This window comes from Neobacillus bataviensis (assembly GCF_019969725.1).
Genome location: NZ_JAHXYW010000001.1, coordinates 272,236 through 293,127 on the forward strand (window position 1 = coordinate 272,236; position 20,892 = coordinate 293,127).

General features: G+C 41.1%; 20 protein-coding genes. All 20 read right to left on the reverse strand.

Going from position 1 to position 20,892, the window contains the following annotated elements:
* Positions 1–3: 3 nt before the first annotated feature.
* Positions 4–897: a R2-like ligand-binding oxidase gene (locus tag LC455_RS01405; protein WP_223587778.1), complete on the reverse strand. Its 894-nt coding sequence runs from the start codon at positions 895–897 to the stop codon at positions 4–6.
* A 23-nt stretch (positions 898–920) separates the two neighbouring features.
* Positions 921–2,441, reverse strand: a complete 1,521-nt coding sequence (locus tag LC455_RS01410) for a long-chain-fatty-acid--CoA ligase (protein WP_223587779.1) — start codon at positions 2,439–2,441, stop codon at positions 921–923.
* Between the two features lie 41 nt (positions 2,442–2,482).
* A complete protein-coding gene (locus LC455_RS01415; protein ID WP_223587780.1) occupies positions 2,483–3,427 on the reverse strand; it encodes an MBL fold metallo-hydrolase in 945 nt (314 codons plus the stop codon).
* Between the two features lie 252 nt (positions 3,428–3,679).
* On the reverse strand, positions 3,680–4,891 hold the full coding sequence (locus LC455_RS01420) for an ABC transporter substrate-binding protein (protein WP_223587781.1): 1,212 nt from the start codon (positions 4,889–4,891) through the stop codon (positions 3,680–3,682).
* 89 nt (positions 4,892–4,980) lie between these two features.
* Positions 4,981–5,688 carry an ABC transporter ATP-binding protein gene (locus tag LC455_RS01425; RefSeq protein WP_223587782.1) on the reverse strand — a complete coding sequence of 236 codons (708 nt, stop codon included), beginning with the start codon at positions 5,686–5,688 and terminating at the stop codon, positions 4,981–4,983.
* The gene (locus LC455_RS01430; RefSeq protein ID WP_223588651.1) at positions 5,681–6,445 is read right to left on the reverse strand and encodes an ABC transporter ATP-binding protein; all 765 of its coding nucleotides are present in this window, start codon (positions 6,443–6,445) and stop codon (positions 5,681–5,683) included. Before LC455_RS01430 ends, LC455_RS01425 begins: the two co-directional genes overlap by 8 nt.
* A gap of 5 nt (positions 6,446–6,450) precedes the next feature.
* The gene (locus tag LC455_RS01435; RefSeq protein WP_223587783.1) at positions 6,451–7,500 is read right to left on the reverse strand and encodes a branched-chain amino acid ABC transporter permease; all 1,050 of its coding nucleotides are present in this window, start codon (positions 7,498–7,500) and stop codon (positions 6,451–6,453) included.
* Positions 7,500–8,363, reverse strand: a complete 864-nt coding sequence (locus LC455_RS01440; protein WP_223587784.1) for a branched-chain amino acid ABC transporter permease — start codon at positions 8,361–8,363, stop codon at positions 7,500–7,502. The genes LC455_RS01435 and LC455_RS01440 overlap by 1 nt, the downstream gene beginning before the upstream one ends.
* A gap of 86 nt (positions 8,364–8,449) precedes the next feature.
* Complete coding sequence (locus LC455_RS01445; protein ID WP_223587785.1) at positions 8,450–10,126, reverse strand: long-chain fatty acid--CoA ligase; 1,677 nt, start codon at positions 10,124–10,126, stop codon at positions 8,450–8,452.
* Positions 10,127–10,153: 27 nt separating this feature from the next.
* Complete coding sequence (locus tag LC455_RS01450; protein ID WP_223587786.1) at positions 10,154–10,741, reverse strand: TetR/AcrR family transcriptional regulator; 588 nt, start codon at positions 10,739–10,741, stop codon at positions 10,154–10,156.
* Between the two features lie 83 nt (positions 10,742–10,824).
* A complete protein-coding gene (locus LC455_RS01455; RefSeq protein ID WP_223587787.1) occupies positions 10,825–11,994 on the reverse strand; it encodes a thiolase family protein in 1,170 nt (389 codons plus the stop codon).
* Between the two features lie 39 nt (positions 11,995–12,033).
* The gene (locus LC455_RS01460; protein WP_223587788.1) at positions 12,034–12,807 is read right to left on the reverse strand and encodes an SDR family oxidoreductase; all 774 of its coding nucleotides are present in this window, start codon (positions 12,805–12,807) and stop codon (positions 12,034–12,036) included.
* Positions 12,808–12,830: 23 nt separating this feature from the next.
* Entirely contained in the window at positions 12,831–14,036 is a 1,206-nt protein-coding gene (locus tag LC455_RS01465) for an acyl-CoA dehydrogenase (protein WP_223588652.1), read from the reverse strand.
* A gap of 207 nt (positions 14,037–14,243) precedes the next feature.
* Positions 14,244–14,642 carry a PaaI family thioesterase gene (locus LC455_RS01470; protein WP_223587789.1) on the reverse strand — a complete coding sequence of 133 codons (399 nt, stop codon included), beginning with the start codon at positions 14,640–14,642 and terminating at the stop codon, positions 14,244–14,246.
* Positions 14,643–14,668: 26 nt separating this feature from the next.
* On the reverse strand, positions 14,669–15,052 hold the full coding sequence (locus tag LC455_RS01475; RefSeq protein ID WP_223587790.1) for a PaaI family thioesterase: 384 nt from the start codon (positions 15,050–15,052) through the stop codon (positions 14,669–14,671).
* A gap of 14 nt (positions 15,053–15,066) precedes the next feature.
* Positions 15,067–16,248 (reverse strand): thiolase family protein, encoded by a 1,182-nt coding sequence (locus LC455_RS01480; protein ID WP_223587791.1) that lies wholly within the window; start codon positions 16,246–16,248, stop codon positions 15,067–15,069.
* Between the two features lie 26 nt (positions 16,249–16,274).
* Positions 16,275–17,423 (reverse strand): acyl-CoA dehydrogenase family protein, encoded by a 1,149-nt coding sequence (locus LC455_RS01485; protein ID WP_223587792.1) that lies wholly within the window; start codon positions 17,421–17,423, stop codon positions 16,275–16,277.
* A gap of 33 nt (positions 17,424–17,456) precedes the next feature.
* Positions 17,457–19,064: a long-chain-fatty-acid--CoA ligase gene (locus tag LC455_RS01490; RefSeq protein WP_223587793.1), complete on the reverse strand. Its 1,608-nt coding sequence runs from the start codon at positions 19,062–19,064 to the stop codon at positions 17,457–17,459.
* A gap of 27 nt (positions 19,065–19,091) precedes the next feature.
* Positions 19,092–20,009, reverse strand: a complete 918-nt coding sequence (locus LC455_RS01495) for a ketopantoate reductase family protein (protein ID WP_223587794.1) — start codon at positions 20,007–20,009, stop codon at positions 19,092–19,094.
* Positions 20,010–20,076: 67 nt separating this feature from the next.
* A complete protein-coding gene (locus LC455_RS01500) occupies positions 20,077–20,844 on the reverse strand; it encodes a class II aldolase/adducin family protein (RefSeq protein WP_223587795.1) in 768 nt (255 codons plus the stop codon).
* Positions 20,845–20,892 lie beyond the last annotated feature (48 nt).

Genomic DNA, 20,892 nt, shown 5'->3' on the forward strand with positions numbered 1-20,892 from the left:
TCATTACAGAACCCCAATCTCACTGTCTGTTACTCTATAAATCTCTTCGATTTTTTTACCTTTCGCTCTAGCTAACACTTCCATTCGGACAGATAGTTGTTTTAAGGTAAAATTCATGACATCATCAGGATTTCCTCCGAATGAACTTACCTCCCTTCCAGCAATTCCTTCCTGATTTAACCGAATAGCTAACGGAGTCAGTTCTGCCATTTTGGCTGCAACAAAATCAAAGAGATGCGGATGCTCACAAATTAATCTTTGCAAAAGGAAGGTGCCGTAGCCGATATGTCTTGACTCATCCTTCTTTAAATTCCCTATTCCTTCAAGGAGGCCTGGCATTATATTTGACTTTTCTAACGCTTCATAAAAAGAGTAATACCCCGTTTCTGCTAATACGCCTTCAACAAACATGTTGTAAACGACAGATGCCTCGGCTATCGCTTCTGGAGACTGGTCGGTTATAAGGCGTTCCATCGTTGTTGGGAGAATTTCATAGAAAATTTTCTGATATGTTTCTGTATGAAAGTGGGAAAGGTCCCCTCTCTCGCCAAGAGCATTTAACACAAGACGGAAAAATTCGGTGTGCTTGGCTTCCTCATATAAAAAAGTGGTTAGAAACATTTCTTCTTCAAGACGGCCTTCTTTGGCAATGGCCATAATTAGTGGAAGAAGATCAAGTGTAACCGCCTCTTCCCCTGCCTGGAATTGCGAAATCAGCCTCAGTATATCTTGTTTTTGTACAGCGTTAAGGGTTTTCCAATCCCGCTGATCCTTGCTGAAATCTATATCTGCCGGATTCCAAGTTCCCAACCGCTTTGCTTTTTGATAAAGACGATAAGGGAAAGAATCTTCAAGTAACCCTCGTTTACTAGTCGTTAAAATGGTCCTTTTTCCCATACGTTTATTCCTCCTTTTTATCTTTAGGGTTTGATTACAATATCCGAAGCCCCTTTACGCAAATGTGTTTTCAAGATTTTCCCTACTCCATTTCGAGGCAAGGACTCAAGAAACACTACTCTTCTAGGTGTTTTGTTTTTAGCGAGATGGTCCTGGCAATAAAGGATTAATTCCTCTTCCGTCACATCATTACCCGGTTTCCTGACAATGCATGCGACCATTTCTTCACCCATTCGCTCATCTGGGACTCCGACAACTGCTGCTTCAAGCACCTGTTCATGAGCATTGAGAATTTCCTCGACATCACGCGGGTAAACATTAAAGCCGCCGCGAATGATTAAATCCTTTTTCCTGTCGACAATGTAAACATAGCCGTCATCATCAATCCGGGCCATATCACCGGTATATAACCACGAATCCTTTAACACTCGAAGTGATTCTTCCTGATTTTGGTAGTATCCTGGCGTTACACTATCACCGCGAACGATTAATTCGCCCACTTCTCCTATAGGAAGCTCCTCACCAATTTCATTCACAATTTTCACTTCTACCCCCGGAATCGGAATACCGACCGACCCTGGTTTGACTTCATAGCCTTTCTTATGGGCCGTGACTACCGGTGCTGCTTCTGATAACCCATAGCCTTCATAGACCTTTGCGCCAAACTTTTGTTCAAACGCATTTAATAATGCGACAGGAAGCGGTGCTGATCCTGAACCTACTGACTCTAAGCTCGATGTGTCATATCGGTCAGCCTCTGGATAAGAAACTAAGGCGTGAATCATCGCAGGAACGGCTGAAAAAGTTTTAACTCGGTAATTCTCAATCGCGCTGAACACTTCTTTTACATCAAAGCTGGAGAAAACGACAATTGAACTTCCCGTAAGGAAGCAAACATTGGAAACCGTCAGACCATAGACATGCGCAAGCGGCAGAACCCCAAGTGTAGTTCCTCGCTCTGTATCATTATGTTTGGCGGAATTCGCTGCATTAGAATAGAGATTTTTATGAGTTAAGAGAACACCTTTTGGATTTCCGGTAGTACCAGATGTATATAAAATTACTGCTGTATCTTCTGGTCTCACTTCACCAAACTCACGGCTTTCCCCTTGCGCCATTACATCATAAAAGTTTTTCGCCCGGTCATTTGATGGCTGATCCACCACAATTAACTGTGGTTTTGACGGTAATCCTTCTAGAGCTTTTTCAACATTTTGAGAAACATAGGAGGAAGTAATAACTGCTTTAGCCCCCGAATTTAAGGCAATGTAATGAAGCTCTTTTGGATGAAGAGTGAACATAACTGGAACGATGATCGCTCCTGCCCTGGTAATTCCTTGATAGGCAAAAAGGACTTCAGGACAATTGGGCATGCAGACAATAACACGGTCGGCTTTGTCAATGCCAAGCCTCTGTAATCCATTGGCTAATTGTTCAGCGTAATTTTTCGTTTCCACATTTGAATAAGTCTTATTCTTGAAAAATAAAAGCGGATACTCCCCAAACTCAGTGATATTGGTCTCTAGCAGGTCCTTTAACTTCATTAAATCCTCTCCTATTTAAAAAATGAAAGAATTTCCCCATCTTATATTGCGTGACAGACGACAATCGAACCCTTATGTTCATAGCGGACAAGTTGTCTTTCCTCAAGCAAATCTAAATGACCTTGAATTTGTGATAATCCTAAAAACACAGTTCTGCCATGTAATCGTGGATACATTTCAGAACAAATCTCAAATATTGTTTTTTCTCCGCTGCGAAGAATTTGTATGATCTGGTCACAACGTTTTTCCTGTTCTTGCAATCTTGTTTTTATCAACGATAAATGTTCAGAAAATGCCTCTCCGTGACCTGGGTAAATCATCGTTAGTGGCAGCCGGCTTACTTTTTCGAGAGAGTGACGGTACTGAAGGAGCGGCTTTGGCCTGACATTCTCCCCAGAATTAGGTGGTTCGATAAAAGCGTTTACAGAAAAGGCCTTTATAAGATGGTCACCGGCAAGCGCATCCCCTGTTTCGGGATTCCAGAGTAATATGTCACATTGGCTATGACCGGGAACATGTACTAGTTCAAACCTATGTCCACCTAAATGAATTTCATTCCCTTCATTTAGGAAGGAAACATTTCGCCACTTTTCCTCTTTGAAGCGGCGTTGAATGATGTGTTCGAAGGGATCTGCCCCACAGCTTTCTATAAATTTATTAAAAAACTGCTGGACTTTCTCAAACTCATTAAAACCAGCATTAATCGAACCCTTCGCCTGCTCATGGACAAGAATAGGTATATCTATTTCTTCTTGAATATGTGGAATAGCTCCTGCGTGGTCTATATGGATATGGGTAAGCACAATTTGATCAATATCTTTTAAAGTAACTCCATAATTATGTAATTTTGATTTAAGCTTCTGAAAGGACTCTTTACCGGGATTTCCTGTATCGATTAACGTAACGGTTTCACCAATCGCTAAAAAGGCATTTACTGTACCTTCAGCAAAGTGGGTTTCTAATTCAAGGGGGACTATTTTAACCATTCCATTGTCCCTCCCTTCCAAAAATATTATTCTACCACCACAATACGCAGGAGGTTTATCCCATCTGCTATCAAAACTATATTGCTAGCAATCATATAATATGATTAACTTCTACCAAAATATGAAAATTTTTTATTTTTTTCAAAAAATAATAAATCCCCCTTGTGTACAATCACGGCTGAAACATTATCGTAATTTCTACAAGGGGGAAAAGCTTTTTTAAATTGGCTATTATTCTTTTATTTTTAGAAATTATTTCACTTTAATTGGCACGATTTTACCGTTTTCAACTGCAGCAACTACTAACTCTGATTCGAAACCGCCATCCTCGCCAATTTTAGGAATATTGTAAACCTTTGCTTTATCTGGCAAGTTATCAAGACCCTTTTGCATATTGGCACGGATTTTTTCAACATCGTCAACGGAACCCGCAGCCTTCATAGCTTCAACGAATGCATACATACCAATGTAATTTAAGCCTGCTTCAGAGCCAGGATCTTCATTATATTTAGCTTTATAATTCTTTACATATTCAGGAACAGCAGCCTCATCAGAATCAACTAATGGCATTACACCAATTGCTCCGTTAAGTGCATCATAGCCGCCAGTAATCTTTTTCATTTCATCTAATTTAGCCTGGTCCATAATGATAAAACCACCCTTAAATCCAAGCTCTCTTGCTTGTTTTGCCACTTTTGCTGTTGGTTCAGATGCACCACCAATAAATAATACATCCGGCTTTTCTTTAAGAGCATTTGTAACGATTGTAAAGAAATCAGTTTCTTTTGCAAAGTCAATAGAAGAATTGTAAACCACTTTTCCACCTTGTTTTTCCCAATATGGTTTAAGCTTTGCAGACCAGTCCTTGCCATATTGAGATGCAGTTGGAAGGAAAGCAATTTTCTTTCCGAACTTGTCCATTGCATAATCAGTAAACGGCTTTAGATAGCCATCATAACGAGGAGGAATTCGGACAGTTAGTTTGTTGCCAACATCAGAAACTTTCGGTTCACTTGTGTAAGCTCCAATAATGAATTTATCCTGTTGGTTAAATACTTGTAGTGCAAATACGCCGCCGCTATGCGGGGTAAAAATAATTGGCGTTTTGTTTTCCTGCATTAGCCTTTTCGCATTGGCTCCTGCTTCATTCGGTAAGTATTTATCGTCCAAAGAGACGATATTTAATTTGTACTTTTTCCCGCCAACTTCAAATCCGCCAGCGTTGTTAATTTCCTCAGCTGCCATCGAAATACCGTTTAGGGTACGCTTACCGTAAAATGCTGCAGGTCCGCTTAATGGCCCAGTGTAACCAATGTTGACTGTTCCGACTTTATCTGACTTACTGCCGCCGCCATTTGATGCTGGCTTGCTAGACGTTTTATCGCTTGTACTATTACATGCAGCCAAACTGAAAATCATAACGAAGATAAAACACATCATTAATAAAGACTTCATTCTTTTCATTGGTCTTCCCCCTAGTAATAATTTAATTTTCCAGATTCTGACTGTGATGAATGGTCCCTTCATCACCCCCTTAAAGGCAATGTTAGACTTTAAGCCCCAATATAGGCTTTTCTGACCTCATCATTAGCAAACAATTCGGATGAAGTACCTTTTAGGACAATGGAGCCGTTTTCAAAAACATAGCCTTTGTCAGCAATTTTTAATGCAGCGTTGGCATTTTGTTCAGCTAACAGGATGGTGGTTCCTTCTTTATTAATTTTCTGAATGACTTCAAACATTTGCTCAACGATTAATGGAGCAAGGCCAATGGATGGTTCATCCAGGAGCATTAACTTTGGTTTGGACATCAATGCTCGGCCGATGGCAACCATTTGTTGCTGACCGCCGCTTAGAGAACCCGCAGCGTCATGGCGCTTATCCTTTAAAATTGGGAATAATTCATATACATGTTCAAGAGATTGCTTGATTTGCGCTTTCTTCTTACGATGTACATAGGCACCCATATTAAGATTCTCTTCAACAGACATTGCAGGGAACAGTTTACGTCCTTCAGGGCATTGACCAATTCCTAATTGGACAATTTGATCAGCTGACTTCCTATTGATTTTTTCCCCTTCAAAGAGAACTTCGCCTACTGCTGGCTTGCTTAATCCGCTTATAGTTCTGAAAGTTGTACTCTTTCCAGCCCCGTTTGCGCCTAATAGGACAACGATTTCCCCAGCATTTACTTCAATATTAATGTCATGGACGGCTGTAAAGCTTCCATATTTGACAGAGACATTATTAAGGTTAAGCAATGGCGCTCCCTCCCAAATATGCTTTAATAACCGTTTCGTTATTACGGATTTCCGCTGGCCTGCCCTCGGCAATTTTTTCACCATAGTTCAAGACCATAATTTTGTCTGCTATTCTCATAATCATTTGCATTTTGTGCTCGATTAAACAGACCGTAATCCCTTTTGACACCATCTTTTGCATTAATTCCGCTAAGCCTTCGGTTTCATCAGGGTTCACACCAGCAGCCGGTTCATCTAGGAAAACAATTTCCGGATCGGTCGCTAGCGCTAGCGCAAATGCCGTCCGCTTCTTCTCCTCTTGAGTTAAGCTGCCAACAATGTTACCAGCGATGTTTTTCAAACCAACGAATTCTAACACTTCCATTGCTTTGTCACGGCATTGTGCCTCTTCCCTCTTCAATCTAGGCGTTCTAAAAATTGCATCCACCAGGGTAGATTTCGTTCTTAATCTATGACCGACGATAACATTATCTAAAACGGTTGATTGTTCAAAAAGATTAGTAGTTTGAAAGGTCCTAGCGACTCCAAGTTCAGCTATTTTATTGGATGGCATGGTGGTAATGTCCACTCCTTTATAAATAACCTGTCCGGAAGTCGGTTGATGGAATCCGCTGATCAAGTTAAAAAAGGTAGATTTCCCAGCACCATTAGGACCGATAATCGCATTAATTTTCCCTTGTTCAATCGTAAAGTCGACATTATTAACGGCTGTATTACCACCGAACCTCTTCGTCAGATTTTTTGTTTCTAAAAAGATCACGCCTATCCCTCCTTCACTTGTTTATCTGAGATTGTATTTTTTTCAATAACCATTTCTTTGGCAGTTCGTCGCTTAGACACAGGTGCTGATTTCTGACTGCCTTTTGACCTGATCATTTGGAAAAGACTAGAAACTCCTCCGACGATACCACGAGGGTAAAAAATAACCAATAAAGTTAATACAGGTCCAAATATGAGCATCCGTTGATCCTGTAAATCTTGTAAAAATTGGGATAGCCAAACGATGAGCAGCGTCCCGACAATAGGACCGCTTAATGTTCCAATCCCTCCTACTAGTAAATAGGTTAATAAATCAAACGTAATTTGAATAGCACCAATGTCAGGTCCAATAAAGCGTACAAATGAAGCATACAAAGCACCAGAGAGACCAGCAAAGAACGTAGAAAGAACAAATACGGTTAATTTGTTTTTCATCGTTGAAATTCCGATGGTTTGCGCAAGATCCTCACTATTACGAATCGCAATATAGGTTCTTCCTGATAAAGAGTGAATAATTCGATACATAACTAGAACGACTAGGAGTAAGAACACTAAAACAAGATAATAATTTGATAGTTCGTTATCAAATTTGATTGGTCCAATATTGGCTGGGGCCGGAATCCCAATTAATCCGCGGACGCCTTCTGTCAGGCTCTCCCATTTATCAATCACTAGATAAAGAATATAACCTAAGCACAATGTATAAATGGCGAAGAAATGCTCTTTTGTCCGTAAGGCAATTACGCCGACGATAAGACCTAAGATACTTGTAATAACTAGGGCTAACAAAAAAGCCATCCAGAAATTCATTTGTGCTTTAACAGTTAAAATTCCAAGTGAATACGCACCGATGGCAAAGAATCCGGCATGTGCCAAGGAAAGGTATCCCGTATAACCAGCTAGTAAATTGAGACCATAAACCCCAATCATCCAGATGAAGGACAAGGTCATGACGTGAATAATATACGTATTATTTTGAGTCATTAAAGGAAAGAAAACGGCAAGTAAAACTAAAACAGGAATGACGATTTTTTTATTTAAGATCGTTGACATTAATGGCCCCCCTTTGAAAACAGTCCAGTCGGCTTCACTGTTAAGATAATAACAAGGAGGATAAAGGCAATGATGTCCTTATAATCATTAGAGATATAGGTTGCACCTAAACTTTCACTAAATCCTAAAATATAGCCTCCTACAATCGCGCCTGGGATACTTCCCATTCCGCCAAGGATGATGATTACAAATGCTTTTAAAATGACGAGCTGTCCCATCCCTGGGAATACTAGATTAATAGGTGCCGATAATGACGAAGCGATCGCAGCAAGGCCCCCTGAAATCATAAAAGTTAACATGGCAACCTTGTTCGTATTTACCCCAACTAAGTTTGCCCCTTCACGATTTTGGGACATGGCAATGATCGTTGAACCGGTATAGGTCTTTTTTAGGAATAGATATAACAAGATCATTACGACAATTGCAGCGATAACAATTAACAGCCTTTGCATAGTAATCGTTAAACCAAAGATTTGTACAACACTTTCATATGGGGTTGGCATTGACTGGTAATCAGCACCCCAAAATTTTTGAGCGAATGCCTCCAAGAATAAGAGAATACCAATGGCAGCAATCTTATCATGGATTGGCGGTGCCTCTCTAAGCGGGTGAAAAACTAACCGTTCCATTAATACCCCGATGAGACCTACCACAATTATTGAAACGAATATCGCAATCCAGTAATGAAGTCCAAATTTAGTCATCATGGTTAAGGTTACATACCCGCCCATCATGTATAATGCACCATGAGCGAAATTTGGAATGTGCAGAATACCATAAACTAACGTTAATCCTAATGCTACCAGGGCATATACACTTCCAATGGTCAGACCATTAAATAACTGCTGAATTAAAATCTCCATTGCTCTCCCCCTTTTTGGTTGAAACACAGCTCGTCCACAAAATATTCCATCCGGTTGGCCCTCCATTTGAAGCTCACCGTTTGATATTATTGAACTGTATTTTCCGCTTTTGCTTTTTCCTCATCCTGCAGAGTACGCCATAAAATCTTTCCGCTTGATGTCATTGGGAACTGCTTTCTGAATTCAATGTATCTTGGGTATTTATACGCGGCCATATTTTCTTTTGACCATTCAATGATTTCTTCTTCAGTTACTTTCCCTTCAAAGCCTTCATTTAAAATGACAAATGCTTTGACGGTTTCTCCTCTTCTTGGATCAGGAACGCCTACCACACAGGCCTGATGGATTGCTGGGTGTTTATAAAGATAAGATTCCACTTCTGTTGGCCAAACCTTAAATCCAGATGCATTGATCATCCGTTTCACACGATCGACAATGAAGAAATAACCTTCTTCATCATACCGGCCAATATCACCTGTTCTGAAAAACTTTTTCCCGTCTAAATCGATAAATGAACTTCTATTTTCATCATCACGGTTATAGTAACCTACCATTACCTGCGGACCATTGACGATGATTTCTCCAACTTCACCGACACCCAGTTCTTTTCCTGATGCAGGATCGATGATTTTAGCATCCACATCAAAGGATGGAATACCAAGGCATTGCATTTTAGGTCGTTCTGCCGGATTGAAATGGGTTTGGGCAATTGTTTCTGAAAGTCCATAGCCTTCCACAAATCGTAATCCCGATAGTTTATATAATTTTTCACCAACTGCCTCTGGCAGTGCAGCGCCCCCTCCAGAAATAGAGGTTAACGTGGAAATATCCTCCGCTGTTAATTTAGGATTCGCTAAGAAATCGACAATCATTGTCGCAATTGTAACCCAATGGGTACATCCTAATTTCTTAATTAAATCGACAGCAGTATCCCGGTTCCATCTCGTCATTATCACAATGGTGCTGCCACTGTATATTGGCATATGCATGCTATGCACCATTCCGGTGACATGGAAAAGAGGAAGCGTCATGAGATGAATCGCATTTGGTGTTGACTGTGACCAATGATAACAGCCAACCGTGTTAGCCTGTACTGTCTTGTTCGTATGCATACAACCCTTTGGCAGCCCTGTTGTACCAGATGTATAAGGAAGGACGGCCAAGTCATCACCCTTAGATGTGTGTTCAGATGGAGTTAGATTTGCCTGAATGGCATCACACCAATGGTAATGGTTAGCTTCAGTGAAGGTTGCTCTTGGCAATTCAACCTCAGTCGGCAATACTCCTTGAAAATCTTCCCCTTTATAATCGGAATAAGCAGCAATTAATAAATTCTCAAGGGAAGTTCTGCTTAATAGAGGCTGGACTCGGTCGTATAGTTCTTGTCCAGCTATTGCCGTTTTAATTCCACAATCCCGGATATAAAATTCTAGTTCATTGGCAACCAGCATTGGATTGATCGGCACTACAACGGCATTCGCCCTAATAATTGCATAATAGCCAATAATGAATTGCGGCGAATTTTGCATGAACAGCAAAACCTTGTCACCTGTACGGACTCCTAACTTGTGCTCTAAATACCCTGCTAAGGCATTGACCTCAGCATCCAGTTCCTGATATGTAAGTTTGTTTCCGTAATAATATATAGCATCTTGTTCTGGATAACGACGTGCACTTACTTGAAGGTTGTCATAAAGCGAAGTAGAAGGAACCTTCAAAGATTTCGCAAGTTTTGGCCAATATTTGTGATGAAGAGTTAACATGGTGCAGCTCTCCTTTTCATTAGAATGTTAAATGGAGTTTGACACTATCTCCTTATTTGATATTCCGTTAAGGACCATATCTAGAAAAATCTCAACCACTTTTTCAACTGGGACTTCGCCGTCAGGATTGAACCAATAATAGCTCCAATTCGTCATTCCAAGAATCCCCAATGTTAAGATATCTGCTCGGAATTCCTTTTTGATTACGCCTTGATTAATTCCTTCTTCAACCAATTTCTGCGTATTTCTTCGGAATTGAGCTCGTTTTTCTTTTATCTCTTCTACATGTTTTTCATTTAAATGCCTATTTTCCCTTGTAAAAATCCGGGCACTAGGGCCTTTAGATTGTATATTGTTTATGAGCATAAAGATAATCTCATAAAGTTTTTTCGTAAAATCATAGGAATTGTTTTTTAAAATGACTTCCTGCTGTTTCACAATCTCTTCAATATACGATAAGTGAATATCCTTCAATAGTTCTTCTTTACTGCTAAAATAATAGTAAAAGGTTCCCTTCGTAACACCCATTTCTTGAACAATATCCTGCACAGAAGTGGATTTAAAACCATTTTGGTGAAATAAATGGATACCTGTTTCCATAATTCTTTGCTTCATAGGTTGTTCCTTTCGACTATTAATCTAGGTGGAGGGAAGGGGAGGCAACAAGCTGCCTCCTTTTCCTAATGTTTAGTTTGATATTATTCGCGTTCAATGATCGTAGCGATTCCTTGACCGCCGCCAATACAAGCGGTAATCAAAGCATATTTTCCTTCCGAGCGATGTAACTCGTATACAGCTTTTGTTGCCAGGATGGCACCAGTTGCTCCTAACGGATGTCCGTGGGCAATCGCTCCCCCGTTAACATTTACTTTTGCGAGATCCATTTCAAGTTCACGATTACAAGCCAACACTTGAGCAGCGAAAGCCTCATTAATTTCAATTAGATCCATTTGTTCAAGTGAAAGGCCTGATTTTTCCAGCACTTTTCTAACCGCCGGAACAGGTCCAATTCCCATGATATTCGGATCTACACCCGCTACGGCATATTGGCGAATAACAGCTAACGGAGTGAGATTTAATTCTTCCGCTTTTTCCCTCGACATGATAACAAGGGCGGATGCGGCATCATTTAAACCTGAGCTGCTTCCAGCTGTAACAGTTCCACCTTTCAAGAAGGCTGGCTGAAGCCTTTCCAATGCCTCGATAGTCGTTTGCGGTCTTGGGTGTTCATCGGTATTAAAGATCACAGGTTCACCTTTTTTTACCGGGATTGCGATCGGGACAATTTGTTCGTCAAAACGACCCTCTTTCATTGCTGCTGCCATCCGCTGTTGACTTTGAAGCGAAAATTGGTCTTGTTCTTCTCTTGAAATCTGGTATTTTTCCGCCAGATTTTCTGCAGTTATTCCCATTGGCGGATTACCGGCCTCTTCAGTTGATACCTGTAATTTAATAAAACTTGGAGGTTCGGCATGATATGGTTTTTCCGGACGTGCCATCAAATATGGGGCACGGCTCATGCTTTCAGTCCCGCCAGCCACAAAGATATCTCCATCACCTGCTTTAATCGCTTGGGCTGCCAGATTAATAGCATTAATACCAGATCCGCATTGACGGTCAACGGTCACCCCTGGAATATCAATCGATAATCCTGTTTGGATGACTGATAATCTAGCAATATTTCCTCCACCCGACAGAACATTGCCAAAAATAACATCATCAATCATTTCAGGCTTAATTTTCGCTCTTTTTACAGCTTCTTTGATCACTTCTGCACCCAACACATGTGCAGGAACGCCTGCTAGGGCACCGCCCTGCCTGCCGATCGCTGTTCGAACAGCTGAAACGATAACAGCATCTCTTTTCAAATATATCGACTCCCTTAGTCAAATTTTTCCTACTGTCTCTTACATAGCATGAGCGCCGCCGTCTACCACCACAATATCACCAGTAACAAAATCTGATGCTGGCGCTGCTAAAAATAGCGCAACCCCTTTTAAATCAGTATCAGTGCCAAACTTTCTTAATGGTGTACCTTCAAGGATGGCCTCACCGCCTTGGTCAAGCAGCCCTTTAGACATTTTCGTTGGGAAGAACCCCGGTGCAATGGCATTAACGTAGATACCATGTGGACCCCATTTAACTGCCAGATCTTTTGTAAAGGTTATGACTGCCCCTTTACTAGAGTTATAGCCAATGGCATTCATATATTTTGGATTGCTTCCCTGTAAGCCTGCAACGGAAGCAATGTTAATGATTTTTCCAGCTTTTTGCTCGATCATGACCTTTCCGACTGCCTGGGACATTAAGAAGGTTCCGGTTACGTTAACATTCATAACCTTTTGCCAGGCTTCAAGCGGCATTTCTTCAACAGGAGCTCCCCAAGAAGCTCCACTATTATTAACGAGAATGTCAATTCGTCCGAACCTCTCCACTGTTTGTTCTACGACGTTTTTTACATCTTCAGGATTGGAAACATCACATTTTAAAGCAAAGCTTTCAACCCCCAGCTTTCTAAGCCCTTCAGCCACTTCTTCACAGGCCTCAAGCTTTCTTGAACAAACAACAACATTTGCTCCCGCTTCCGCAAAGCCCTCAGCGATTTGCTGGCCTAGACCTCTGCCGCCTCCAGTAACTATTGCCACTTTTCCTGTTAAATCAAACAGCTTTTGAACATGCATGATCCTTCCTCCTATTAAAACCATTAACGGTATTTTTTCAATTCGTATCTTGCAATCGCTCGCTTGTGAACCTCATCCGGGCCATCCGCTAATCTCAAAGTTCGGATATTCGCCCAACTGGCTGCCAGCGGTGTATCCTCACTGACCCCTGCTGCACCAAATGCCTGAATGGCGCGATCGATTACCTTTAATGCCATATTTGGAGCCACTACTTTAATCATGGCAATTTCTGCTTTCGCTTCTTTATTCCCCACTGTATCCATCATGTATGCCGCTTTAAGTGTCAGTAATCTCGCCTGCTCAATATCAATTCTTGCCTCGGCAATCCATTCCTGAATGACACCTTGCTCGGAAAGCTTTTTACCGAAAGCTGTCCTCGATTGAACACGCTTACAAAGTTCTTCAAGTGCACGTTCTGCAGCTCCGATGGTTCTCATACAGTGGTGAATTCTTCCTGGACCGAGTCGACCTTGAGCAATGGCGAAGCCCTTCCCTTCATCCCAGAGCATATTGGAAGCAGGCACCCGAACATTGTTATATTCAATTTCCGCATGACCGTGCGGGGCATGGTCATAACCGAAAACTGGCAAAATCCGTTTAATCGTTACCCCCGGAGTGTCAAGTGGTACTAGAATCATAGATTGTTGTTCGTGAGTTGGAGCAGTTGGATCGTTTTTACCCATGACAATCGCTATCTTACAACGTGGGTCTCCGGCACCTGATGACCACCATTTTGTTCCATTGATGACATATTCATCGCCGTCCCTGATAATACTTGACTGGATGTTGGTCGCATCAGAGGAAGCCACATCTGGTTCTGTCATCGAGAAACAGGAACGAATCTCGCCGTTTAATAACGGTTTAAGCCATTGCTCTTTATGCTCTTCCTTTCCATATCGAACAAGGACTTCCATATTTCCTGTGTCTGGTGCTGCACAGTTAAATACTTCAGGTGCGATGCTGGATCGGCCCATAATTTCACAAAGCGGAGCATATTCCAAATTCGTTAATCCTGCACCATATTCACTTTCTGGTAAGAACAAGTTCCATAATCCTTGCTGTTTTGCTTTTTCCTTCAACTCTTCCATGATGGGAGGAACCTTTGAAAATGGAGCATTTTTATCAATTTGCTCATGATATATCTTTTCATTTGGATAAATATATTCTTCCATGAAGTCATTAAGCTTTTTTTGTAACTCTTGCACTTTTTCAGAATAAGTGAAATTCATCATTAACACTCCTTTTAACATACTAACTAGTTGGTATGTTACTAAATTTAATATATCCATAATTTTTAGAATATTCAACACACTGCTTTTCGACAAATTTCTCATTGATATAGTAGAAACATATTTATTTAGCCAAAAGAGCCCGTTTTTCATGTATTAATACAGATATTCTTATATTAATCTAGTATTTTTTGAAAAATTTTTTTATTACGACTGTCGAACTATCTTATAGACACCTGTGCCTTTTGCAATAAGTTGATTATTTTCATCAATTATTTCCGATTCAATCGTGGCTAATTTATAACTTTGCTGGAGTATTTTTGCACTGGCAAAAAGATCTCCGGTATTTACGGGAGCAAAATAATGCACATCCAAATTCACAGTTGATATAGATGTTTGATAAATTGTGCGCAGTTGAATGGATTGAACCATGTCAAGCATAGAGGCATGTACTCCGCCATGCAGAGAATTATTTGTGTTTAATAATTCTTTTTTTACTGCCAGCTTGAGTAAAATTTCATCTTTATTTCCGCTTACAATCTCAAATCCGATATGCTTAAAAAATGGATTCTTTTCAAAAATTTTATAAATTTCTTTTTCCACCATCAGCAACTTCCTCCCCCCTCCCTTCCTTACTTCTGTTTAATCGGAGTTGCCTTGAAAGTACCTATTCCCTTAGCAATTAGAACCCCGTCTTCAGTGAAAATCGTCCCCTCAGCCGTCACATATTTGCCTTCATGCTTCAAAATTTTTGTTTCAGCCTGATAGGTTTCCTTTGGCAATAGGTCGAAAAAGGAAAGATTTAAATTAATCGTGGTAGCAAAGGAATTCGTTTCTATGGAGATGGTGGCACCCATAGAGATATCAAGCATCGTTGAAAAAACACCAGGATGAATCGCTCCATCATCCTGGAGCAAATGCGGTTGCAAGGGTAAATTTAATTCAAACCTATCAGCGATCGTGCTTTTAAACCCCATATAATCAAAAAATGTAGATGATGTCTTTGGTCTGTTCACTCCCATGTTCCTTTCTACATAACCTCGACCATCAATGCCATTCCCTGGCCCCCACCGACGCAAAGAGTAGCAATTCCCCTCTTTTTCTCACGGCGTCTTAGTTCATGAATTAAGGTGGTAATGATTTTTGCTCCTGTAGCCCCAAGTGGATGTCCAAGGGCAATAGCGCCGCCGTTAACATTTACCTTATCCATATCTAAATTTAATTCACGAATAACCGCTAAAGCTTGCGCGGCAAAAGCTTCGTTCAGCTCAATTAAATCAATATCTTCAAGAGTTAATCCTGTGCGCTCCAGAAGCTTTCTAACTGCCGGTACCGGTCCAATGCCCATGATTTCAGGAGAAACCCCTACAGAGGTCCAATCTACAATTTTGGCCAGCGGCTTTACCCCCAATTTTCCAGCATGACTTGCTGACGTCAGTACTAATGCGGCTGCCCCATCATTTCTGCCACAGGCATTTCCAGCCGTAACAGTGCCATTTTCTTTAAAGGCAGGGCGAAGCTTTTTAAGTGCTGCCAAAGACGTTTCCGGTCTTGGATGTTCATCAACTGTAAAGGTAAATGAGCTTTTTCTGCTTTTAATCTCAACCGAAACGATTTCATTCTGGAAATGATTATTATTGATTGCAGCAGAAGCTCTTAATTGACTTTCCAGCGCAAAAGCATCCTGGTCCTCCCGGGAAATCGAAAATCGCTCAGCAACATTTTCTGCGGTTATGCCCATGCCAAGATCATGGCCATAGATTTCAACGGGCTGTTGACCTGCTTCAGTATTCGAATCTACAAGTTTCGTATTATCCCCTCCAAAGCGGGAGTTTCTTAGATAAATAGGGGCATTGCTCAAGCTTTCTGTACCGCCCGCAACTACGATTTCTGCCTGCCCGAAGGCAATTTGCTGCGCGCCGGATGCGACCGCCTGCATGCCGGAAGCACATAAGCGATTAATTGTAAACGCTGCAGCGCTTTCAGGAACCCCTGCCCTTAATGCTGCAACTCTGGCCACATTCGAAGACTCGGTTGTTTGCCTGACTTCCCCCAATATTACTTCATCAACTTGATCGGCTGAGATCCCAGCCCTGTTAATCGCCTCTTTAATGGCAATGGAGGCGAGCTGTCCAGAATTAAGGCTTTTTAATGCACCGCCATACCTTCCGACAGGTGTACGAACAGCACTTAAAATAAAAATCTCTTCCACTATAAAGTCCCTCCTGGATTAATAGATTAGCTATATTCTTTTTCTAATTGTGCGGCGATAATATTTTTCTGGATTTCAGAGGTGCCCTCATAGATTCTTGTAATCCTGGCATCGCGATAATAGCGTTCTACTGGATAATCGGCGATATAGCCTAGTCCCCCATGGATTTGCACAGCTTTATCTGCCACACGGTTATATACCTCAGAACCATAAAGCTTCAGCATCGCCGCTTCTTTGATCACCTTCATTCCTTGATCAACCATCCAGGCGACGCGGTAGGTAAACGAGCGAAGTGCTTCAATTTCAACCGCCATCTCTGCCAGCATATGGCTGACTGCCTGATTTTTGATAATCGGCTTGCCAAATTGGATCCGTTCTTTGGCATATCTTGTTGACATATCCAATAGTTTTTGACAGGACCCTAGATTTCGTGAAGCTAAACCAGCACGGCCATTTGCCAATATCTTTAACGCATTTACATAACCTTGGCCTTCAGCTCCCAATACATTTTCAACTGGAACCTCACAATCTTCAAAAATTAATTCTGCAGAATGCGATCCTCTTAAGCCCATCTTTTTTTCAATTGCTCCCACCTGAAAGCCTGGAAAATTCTTTTCCACAATAAAGGATGTAATCCCCTTGGCACCTTGATCAGGATCTGTAACGGCCATCACCGTAAAAACACTTGCCTCTGTGGCATTTGTAATGTAATGCTTCAAACCGTTTAAAATGTATTTTTCACCTCGTCTCACCGCTGTTGTTTTTAAATTAGCAGCATTTGATCCGGCAACCGGCTCCGTTAAAGCAAATGCTCCTAGTTTTTCTCCGCTTGCCATATCGGGAAGATACTTTTTCTTTTGCTGTTCATTTCCCATTTCAACAATTCCCACAGTTCCAATTCCTGTATGTGCTCCAATTAGTGTGGTATACCCATTATGTGTTTGCCCGATTTCCTCATATAAAGCACATTTACCCACCATGCCAATCCCAAGGCCGCCGTACTCTTCAGGTATACTTAAACCAAACAGTCCCAGTTCCTTGGAGAGATTAATGATTCGTTCAGGAATATGGTTTTCTTCTTCAATTTGCATTGCAACAGCTTCAACCTCTGTTTGAATAAAATCTCTAATATTCTTTTTCATAAACAGAATGTCTTCGTCTAATTCAAAGTTCATTGTTGTCACCCCTAGTTCATCTAAATGTAATCTTTAAACCGTTTTCTTTGCTTCTTCTAAGAGGACTCGCTTTAATACCTTTCCAACCGTATTCCGCGGTAATGCTTGGATGATCTCGAATTGTTTAGGCACTTTGTATCGGGTTAAAAGCTGATAGCAATGCTCACGCAACGCCTCTTCATTTATTTCCCTGCCCTGCTTTGGCACGATATAGGCTTTCACTAATTCCCCCGCTTGGCTGTCTGGTATGCCAACCACTGCTGCTTCAAGGACATCAGGGTGTTCGTACAGCACTCCTTCAACCTCCTGCGGATATACATTAAACCCGCCAACAATAATCATTTCTTTTTTTCGGCCGACTATATAAAAATATCCGTCCTCATCCATCGTGGCTAAGTCACCTGTATAAAGCCAGCCATCACGTAGAGCCTGGTTCGTTTCCTCAGGCTTATGCCAGTATCCTGCCATCACCTGCGGCCCTTTTATCAATAATTCCCCTACTGACTTCTCCGGTAGATCTTCCCCATTATCATTAACAATGCGGCAGTCTGTTTTCGGCAGCGGAATTCCAATGCTTCCAACCTTCATCAATCCATCCGGTGGATTTCTGTGAGTCGATGGCGATGTTTCAGATAACCCATAGCCTTCACCTATCGATACGCCTGTTAAACCTTCAAACTTCTTCAAGATTTCGATTGGTAAAGGAGCAGAACCACTGGTACAGGTTTTAAAGCTCGTTAAATCATAATTTTCAATATTCGGATAATTCACAAAGGCATTGTACATTTTTGGGACACCTGGGAAGAACGTCGGTCTGTAAGTTTGAATGAGATAGAGTACTTTTACCATTTCAAACTTATTGACCAATACATTGGCTGCGCCAATGTAAATGGATAGGTTCATTCCACTGGTCATCCCATACACATGGTAGAGGGGAGTTGCAGTTAAGATCGTTTCTTCGCCAAAAAACATTCTGGCTCCGTAAAGCGCTTTACTTTGAAGGACATTAGCTGTCAAATTAAAATGAGTCAGCATCGCGCCCTTCTTTTTACCAGTCGTTCCACCTGTGTATTGAATCACGGCAATGTCATTTTGGGCATCAATAGCACATGATTCAGTCATCGGTGGAAAGCTGTTAATTAACTGACGAACACAGTAAAAATCTTTACTTTCTTCGGAAATTTCCGTGACAAAAACTTCATTAAAGCTATAGGATTCTTTGAGTTGTGATATTTTTTCAACACCAGACGGTTCAGTAACCAAATACGTTATTTCAGCATCATGAAAAATTTCAAGAAGTTCTCTTGGGGTGTAGTGCGGATTAATCTGAACTACAATCATTCCTAGCTTCAAAGCGGCGTAATAAGAGATAACATAATATGGATGATTGGACACCATTAATCCAAGTCTATCCCCTTTATTAGCTCCTCTGTTACGCCATGCAGCGGCAAGCTTGTCTACTTGATCTTTCAACTGCTTATAGGTCAAGCTTTCATCTTCATAAATGATCGCTGTCTTGTCACCATATTTCCTTACCGTATCCTCCAAAAATGAATATAAACTCACTTCCGGGATTGAGAAGGAAAGATTGGTCGTCTCGGGGTAATGATCCATCCAGGGACGTTTGTGCTCTATAAACAAACCTATCACCTCACTAAATGGAATCTCTTAAATATATTCTTTATTTGTCTGGTAGTTTAATAGATAATAGATGGTTTCAAGGACAGGCGTTTCAACCTTTAATTCCTTGCCTTTTTTTACGATATAGCCGGCGATGGATTCAAGCTCAAGTGTTTTTCCTTTAAGCTTATCCTGCAGCATCGAGGTATGATGATTTCTTGCCAAGTTTCCTTGTGCAAAAATAGTTTCGTAAAAATTCTCATCGATAGAAAAACCTAATGATCTAGCAACTGCAATTCCTTCTTTACATATTTTTTCGGCAGAGGAATACAAGCCTTCATTTTCAAAGACAGCCCCCACCTTTGACTCAATTAAGGCAGTTATTGGATTGAAGGTGACATTCCAAAGTAACTTTTTCCATTTAATCTCCAAAATATTGCTCGTGGTAAATGTATCTATGTTTGCCGCATTAAATTGAGCTGCAATTTCATTTACCTTTTCAGATAAACGATTATCCAAGGCCCCAATCAAAAGCCTAGGCGGTACGCCAATTTGTTTCACAGCACCCGTCTCAGTCACTATGGCCTGGATATAAGTAGCGCAGGATAAAATCCGCTTTTCTCCAAAGATGTCAGCAAGAATTTCTTCATTATTCACCCCGTTTTGAAACGTCATAATAAGGGAGGATTCTTTTAAAAACGGAAGGAATTTTGTTGCAACCTCTGTTGTACTTGTTGATTTCACACAAAATAATAACAGGTCAATATCTGAAAAGGACTCATATTGATCGGTAAAGACACCTTCAACAGTAAATCGCTCCACTTCACTTTCAATCGCTAGTCCTTTTTCTTGCATTCTTTCAAGTGTGGTTCCACGTGCTAAAAAAATAACCTCATGACCTGCCTTTTGCAAAAGCCCTCCAAAATATCCGCCAACGGCACCGGTGCCTGCTACCCCTATCTTCATATGAAAATCCTCCAGATTATATGTATGGATCTGAAAAGACGCAGCTTCATCTTTTCAGATCACTTAATTAATCCAACAAATCCGGCTGCTCTTTCACAATCCGGTTCCATAATGGCTGGAATTGGAACCAGCCTGCTTCATCCGTTCCGACTGTTTCATAGGTAACAGCCGCATTTTCATCATCAATGACGATTGGTGATCCTACCGACTCTGCAAGTATTTGAGCCTGGCACGACCGTTCCATTGTAATAAACCACCATGCCGCTTCATCTACAGATTTTCCAACTGTCAATAGACCATGATTTCTTAAAATACATGCCTTTCGATTTCCTAAAGCTTTTCCAATCCGCCGGCCTTCCTCAATATCCAAAACGACACCGGTGAAATCATCGAATAAAGAATGATCATTATAAAATGCACAGGCGTCTTGGGTAATCGGATCAAGGAGTCTTCCAAGAGAAGACCATGATTTGCCGTAAACCGAATGGGCATGAGCAGCGGCTATGACGTCAGGTCGAGCCGCATGAACTTGAGAATGGATGGCAAATGCTGCACGATTAACAGGATAATTTCCTTCGACGACCACACCATCATGATTACATAGAATTAAGTCGGAGGCCTTGATCTGACTAAAATGCATCCCGAATGGATTTACCCAGAAGTGATCCTTCCGCTCAGGATCGCGTGCTGTAATATGTCCGGCGACCCCTTCATCGAAGCCAAATTTAGAGAATAAGCGGAAAGAGGCGGCTAATTTTTGTTTTAAATGCTGTCTTTCCTCTTCAATTGATGAGAAAACTGGCGGCTTATAGCTCAACGTCATTTTTGTGGACATACTATCACCCTTTAATAATTGATAGAAATAAACCCAGCATTATGAAGA

Excerpts from the sequence above, each read along its gene's own strand:
- LC455_RS01405 (WP_223587778.1), bottom strand. The coding sequence starts at position 897 with ATGGGAAAAAGGACCATTTTAACGACTAGTAAACGAGGGTTACTTGAA.
- LC455_RS01410 (WP_223587779.1), bottom strand. The coding sequence starts at position 2,441 with ATGAAGTTAAAGGACCTGCTAGAGACCAATATCACTGAGTTTGGGGAG.
- LC455_RS01415 (WP_223587780.1), bottom strand. The coding sequence starts at position 3,427 with ATGGTTAAAATAGTCCCCCTTGAATTAGAAACCCACTTTGCTGAAGGT.
- LC455_RS01420 (WP_223587781.1), bottom strand. The coding sequence starts at position 4,891 with ATGAAAAGAATGAAGTCTTTATTAATGATGTGTTTTATCTTCGTTATG.
- LC455_RS01435 (WP_223587783.1), bottom strand. The coding sequence starts at position 7,500 with ATGTCAACGATCTTAAATAAAAAAATCGTCATTCCTGTTTTAGTTTTA.
- LC455_RS01440 (WP_223587784.1), bottom strand. The coding sequence starts at position 8,363 with ATGGAGATTTTAATTCAGCAGTTATTTAATGGTCTGACCATTGGAAGT.
- LC455_RS01445 (WP_223587785.1), bottom strand. The coding sequence starts at position 10,126 with ATGTTAACTCTTCATCACAAATATTGGCCAAAACTTGCGAAATCTTTG.
- LC455_RS01450 (WP_223587786.1), bottom strand. The coding sequence starts at position 10,741 with ATGAAGCAAAGAATTATGGAAACAGGTATCCATTTATTTCACCAAAAT.
- LC455_RS01460 (WP_223587788.1), bottom strand. The coding sequence starts at position 12,807 with ATGCATGTTCAAAAGCTGTTTGATTTAACAGGAAAAGTGGCAATAGTT.
- LC455_RS01465 (WP_223588652.1), bottom strand. The coding sequence starts at position 14,036 with ATGAATTTCACTTATTCTGAAAAAGTGCAAGAGTTACAAAAAAAGCTT.
- LC455_RS01470 (WP_223587789.1), bottom strand. The coding sequence starts at position 14,642 with ATGGTGGAAAAAGAAATTTATAAAATTTTTGAAAAGAATCCATTTTTT.
- LC455_RS01485 (WP_223587792.1), bottom strand. The coding sequence starts at position 17,423 with ATGAACTTTGAATTAGACGAAGACATTCTGTTTATGAAAAAGAATATT.
- LC455_RS01495 (WP_223587794.1), bottom strand. The coding sequence starts at position 20,009 with ATGAAGATAGGGGTAGCAGGCACCGGTGCCGTTGGCGGATATTTTGGA.
- LC455_RS01500 (WP_223587795.1), bottom strand. The coding sequence starts at position 20,844 with ATGTCCACAAAAATGACGTTGAGCTATAAGCCGCCAGTTTTCTCATCA.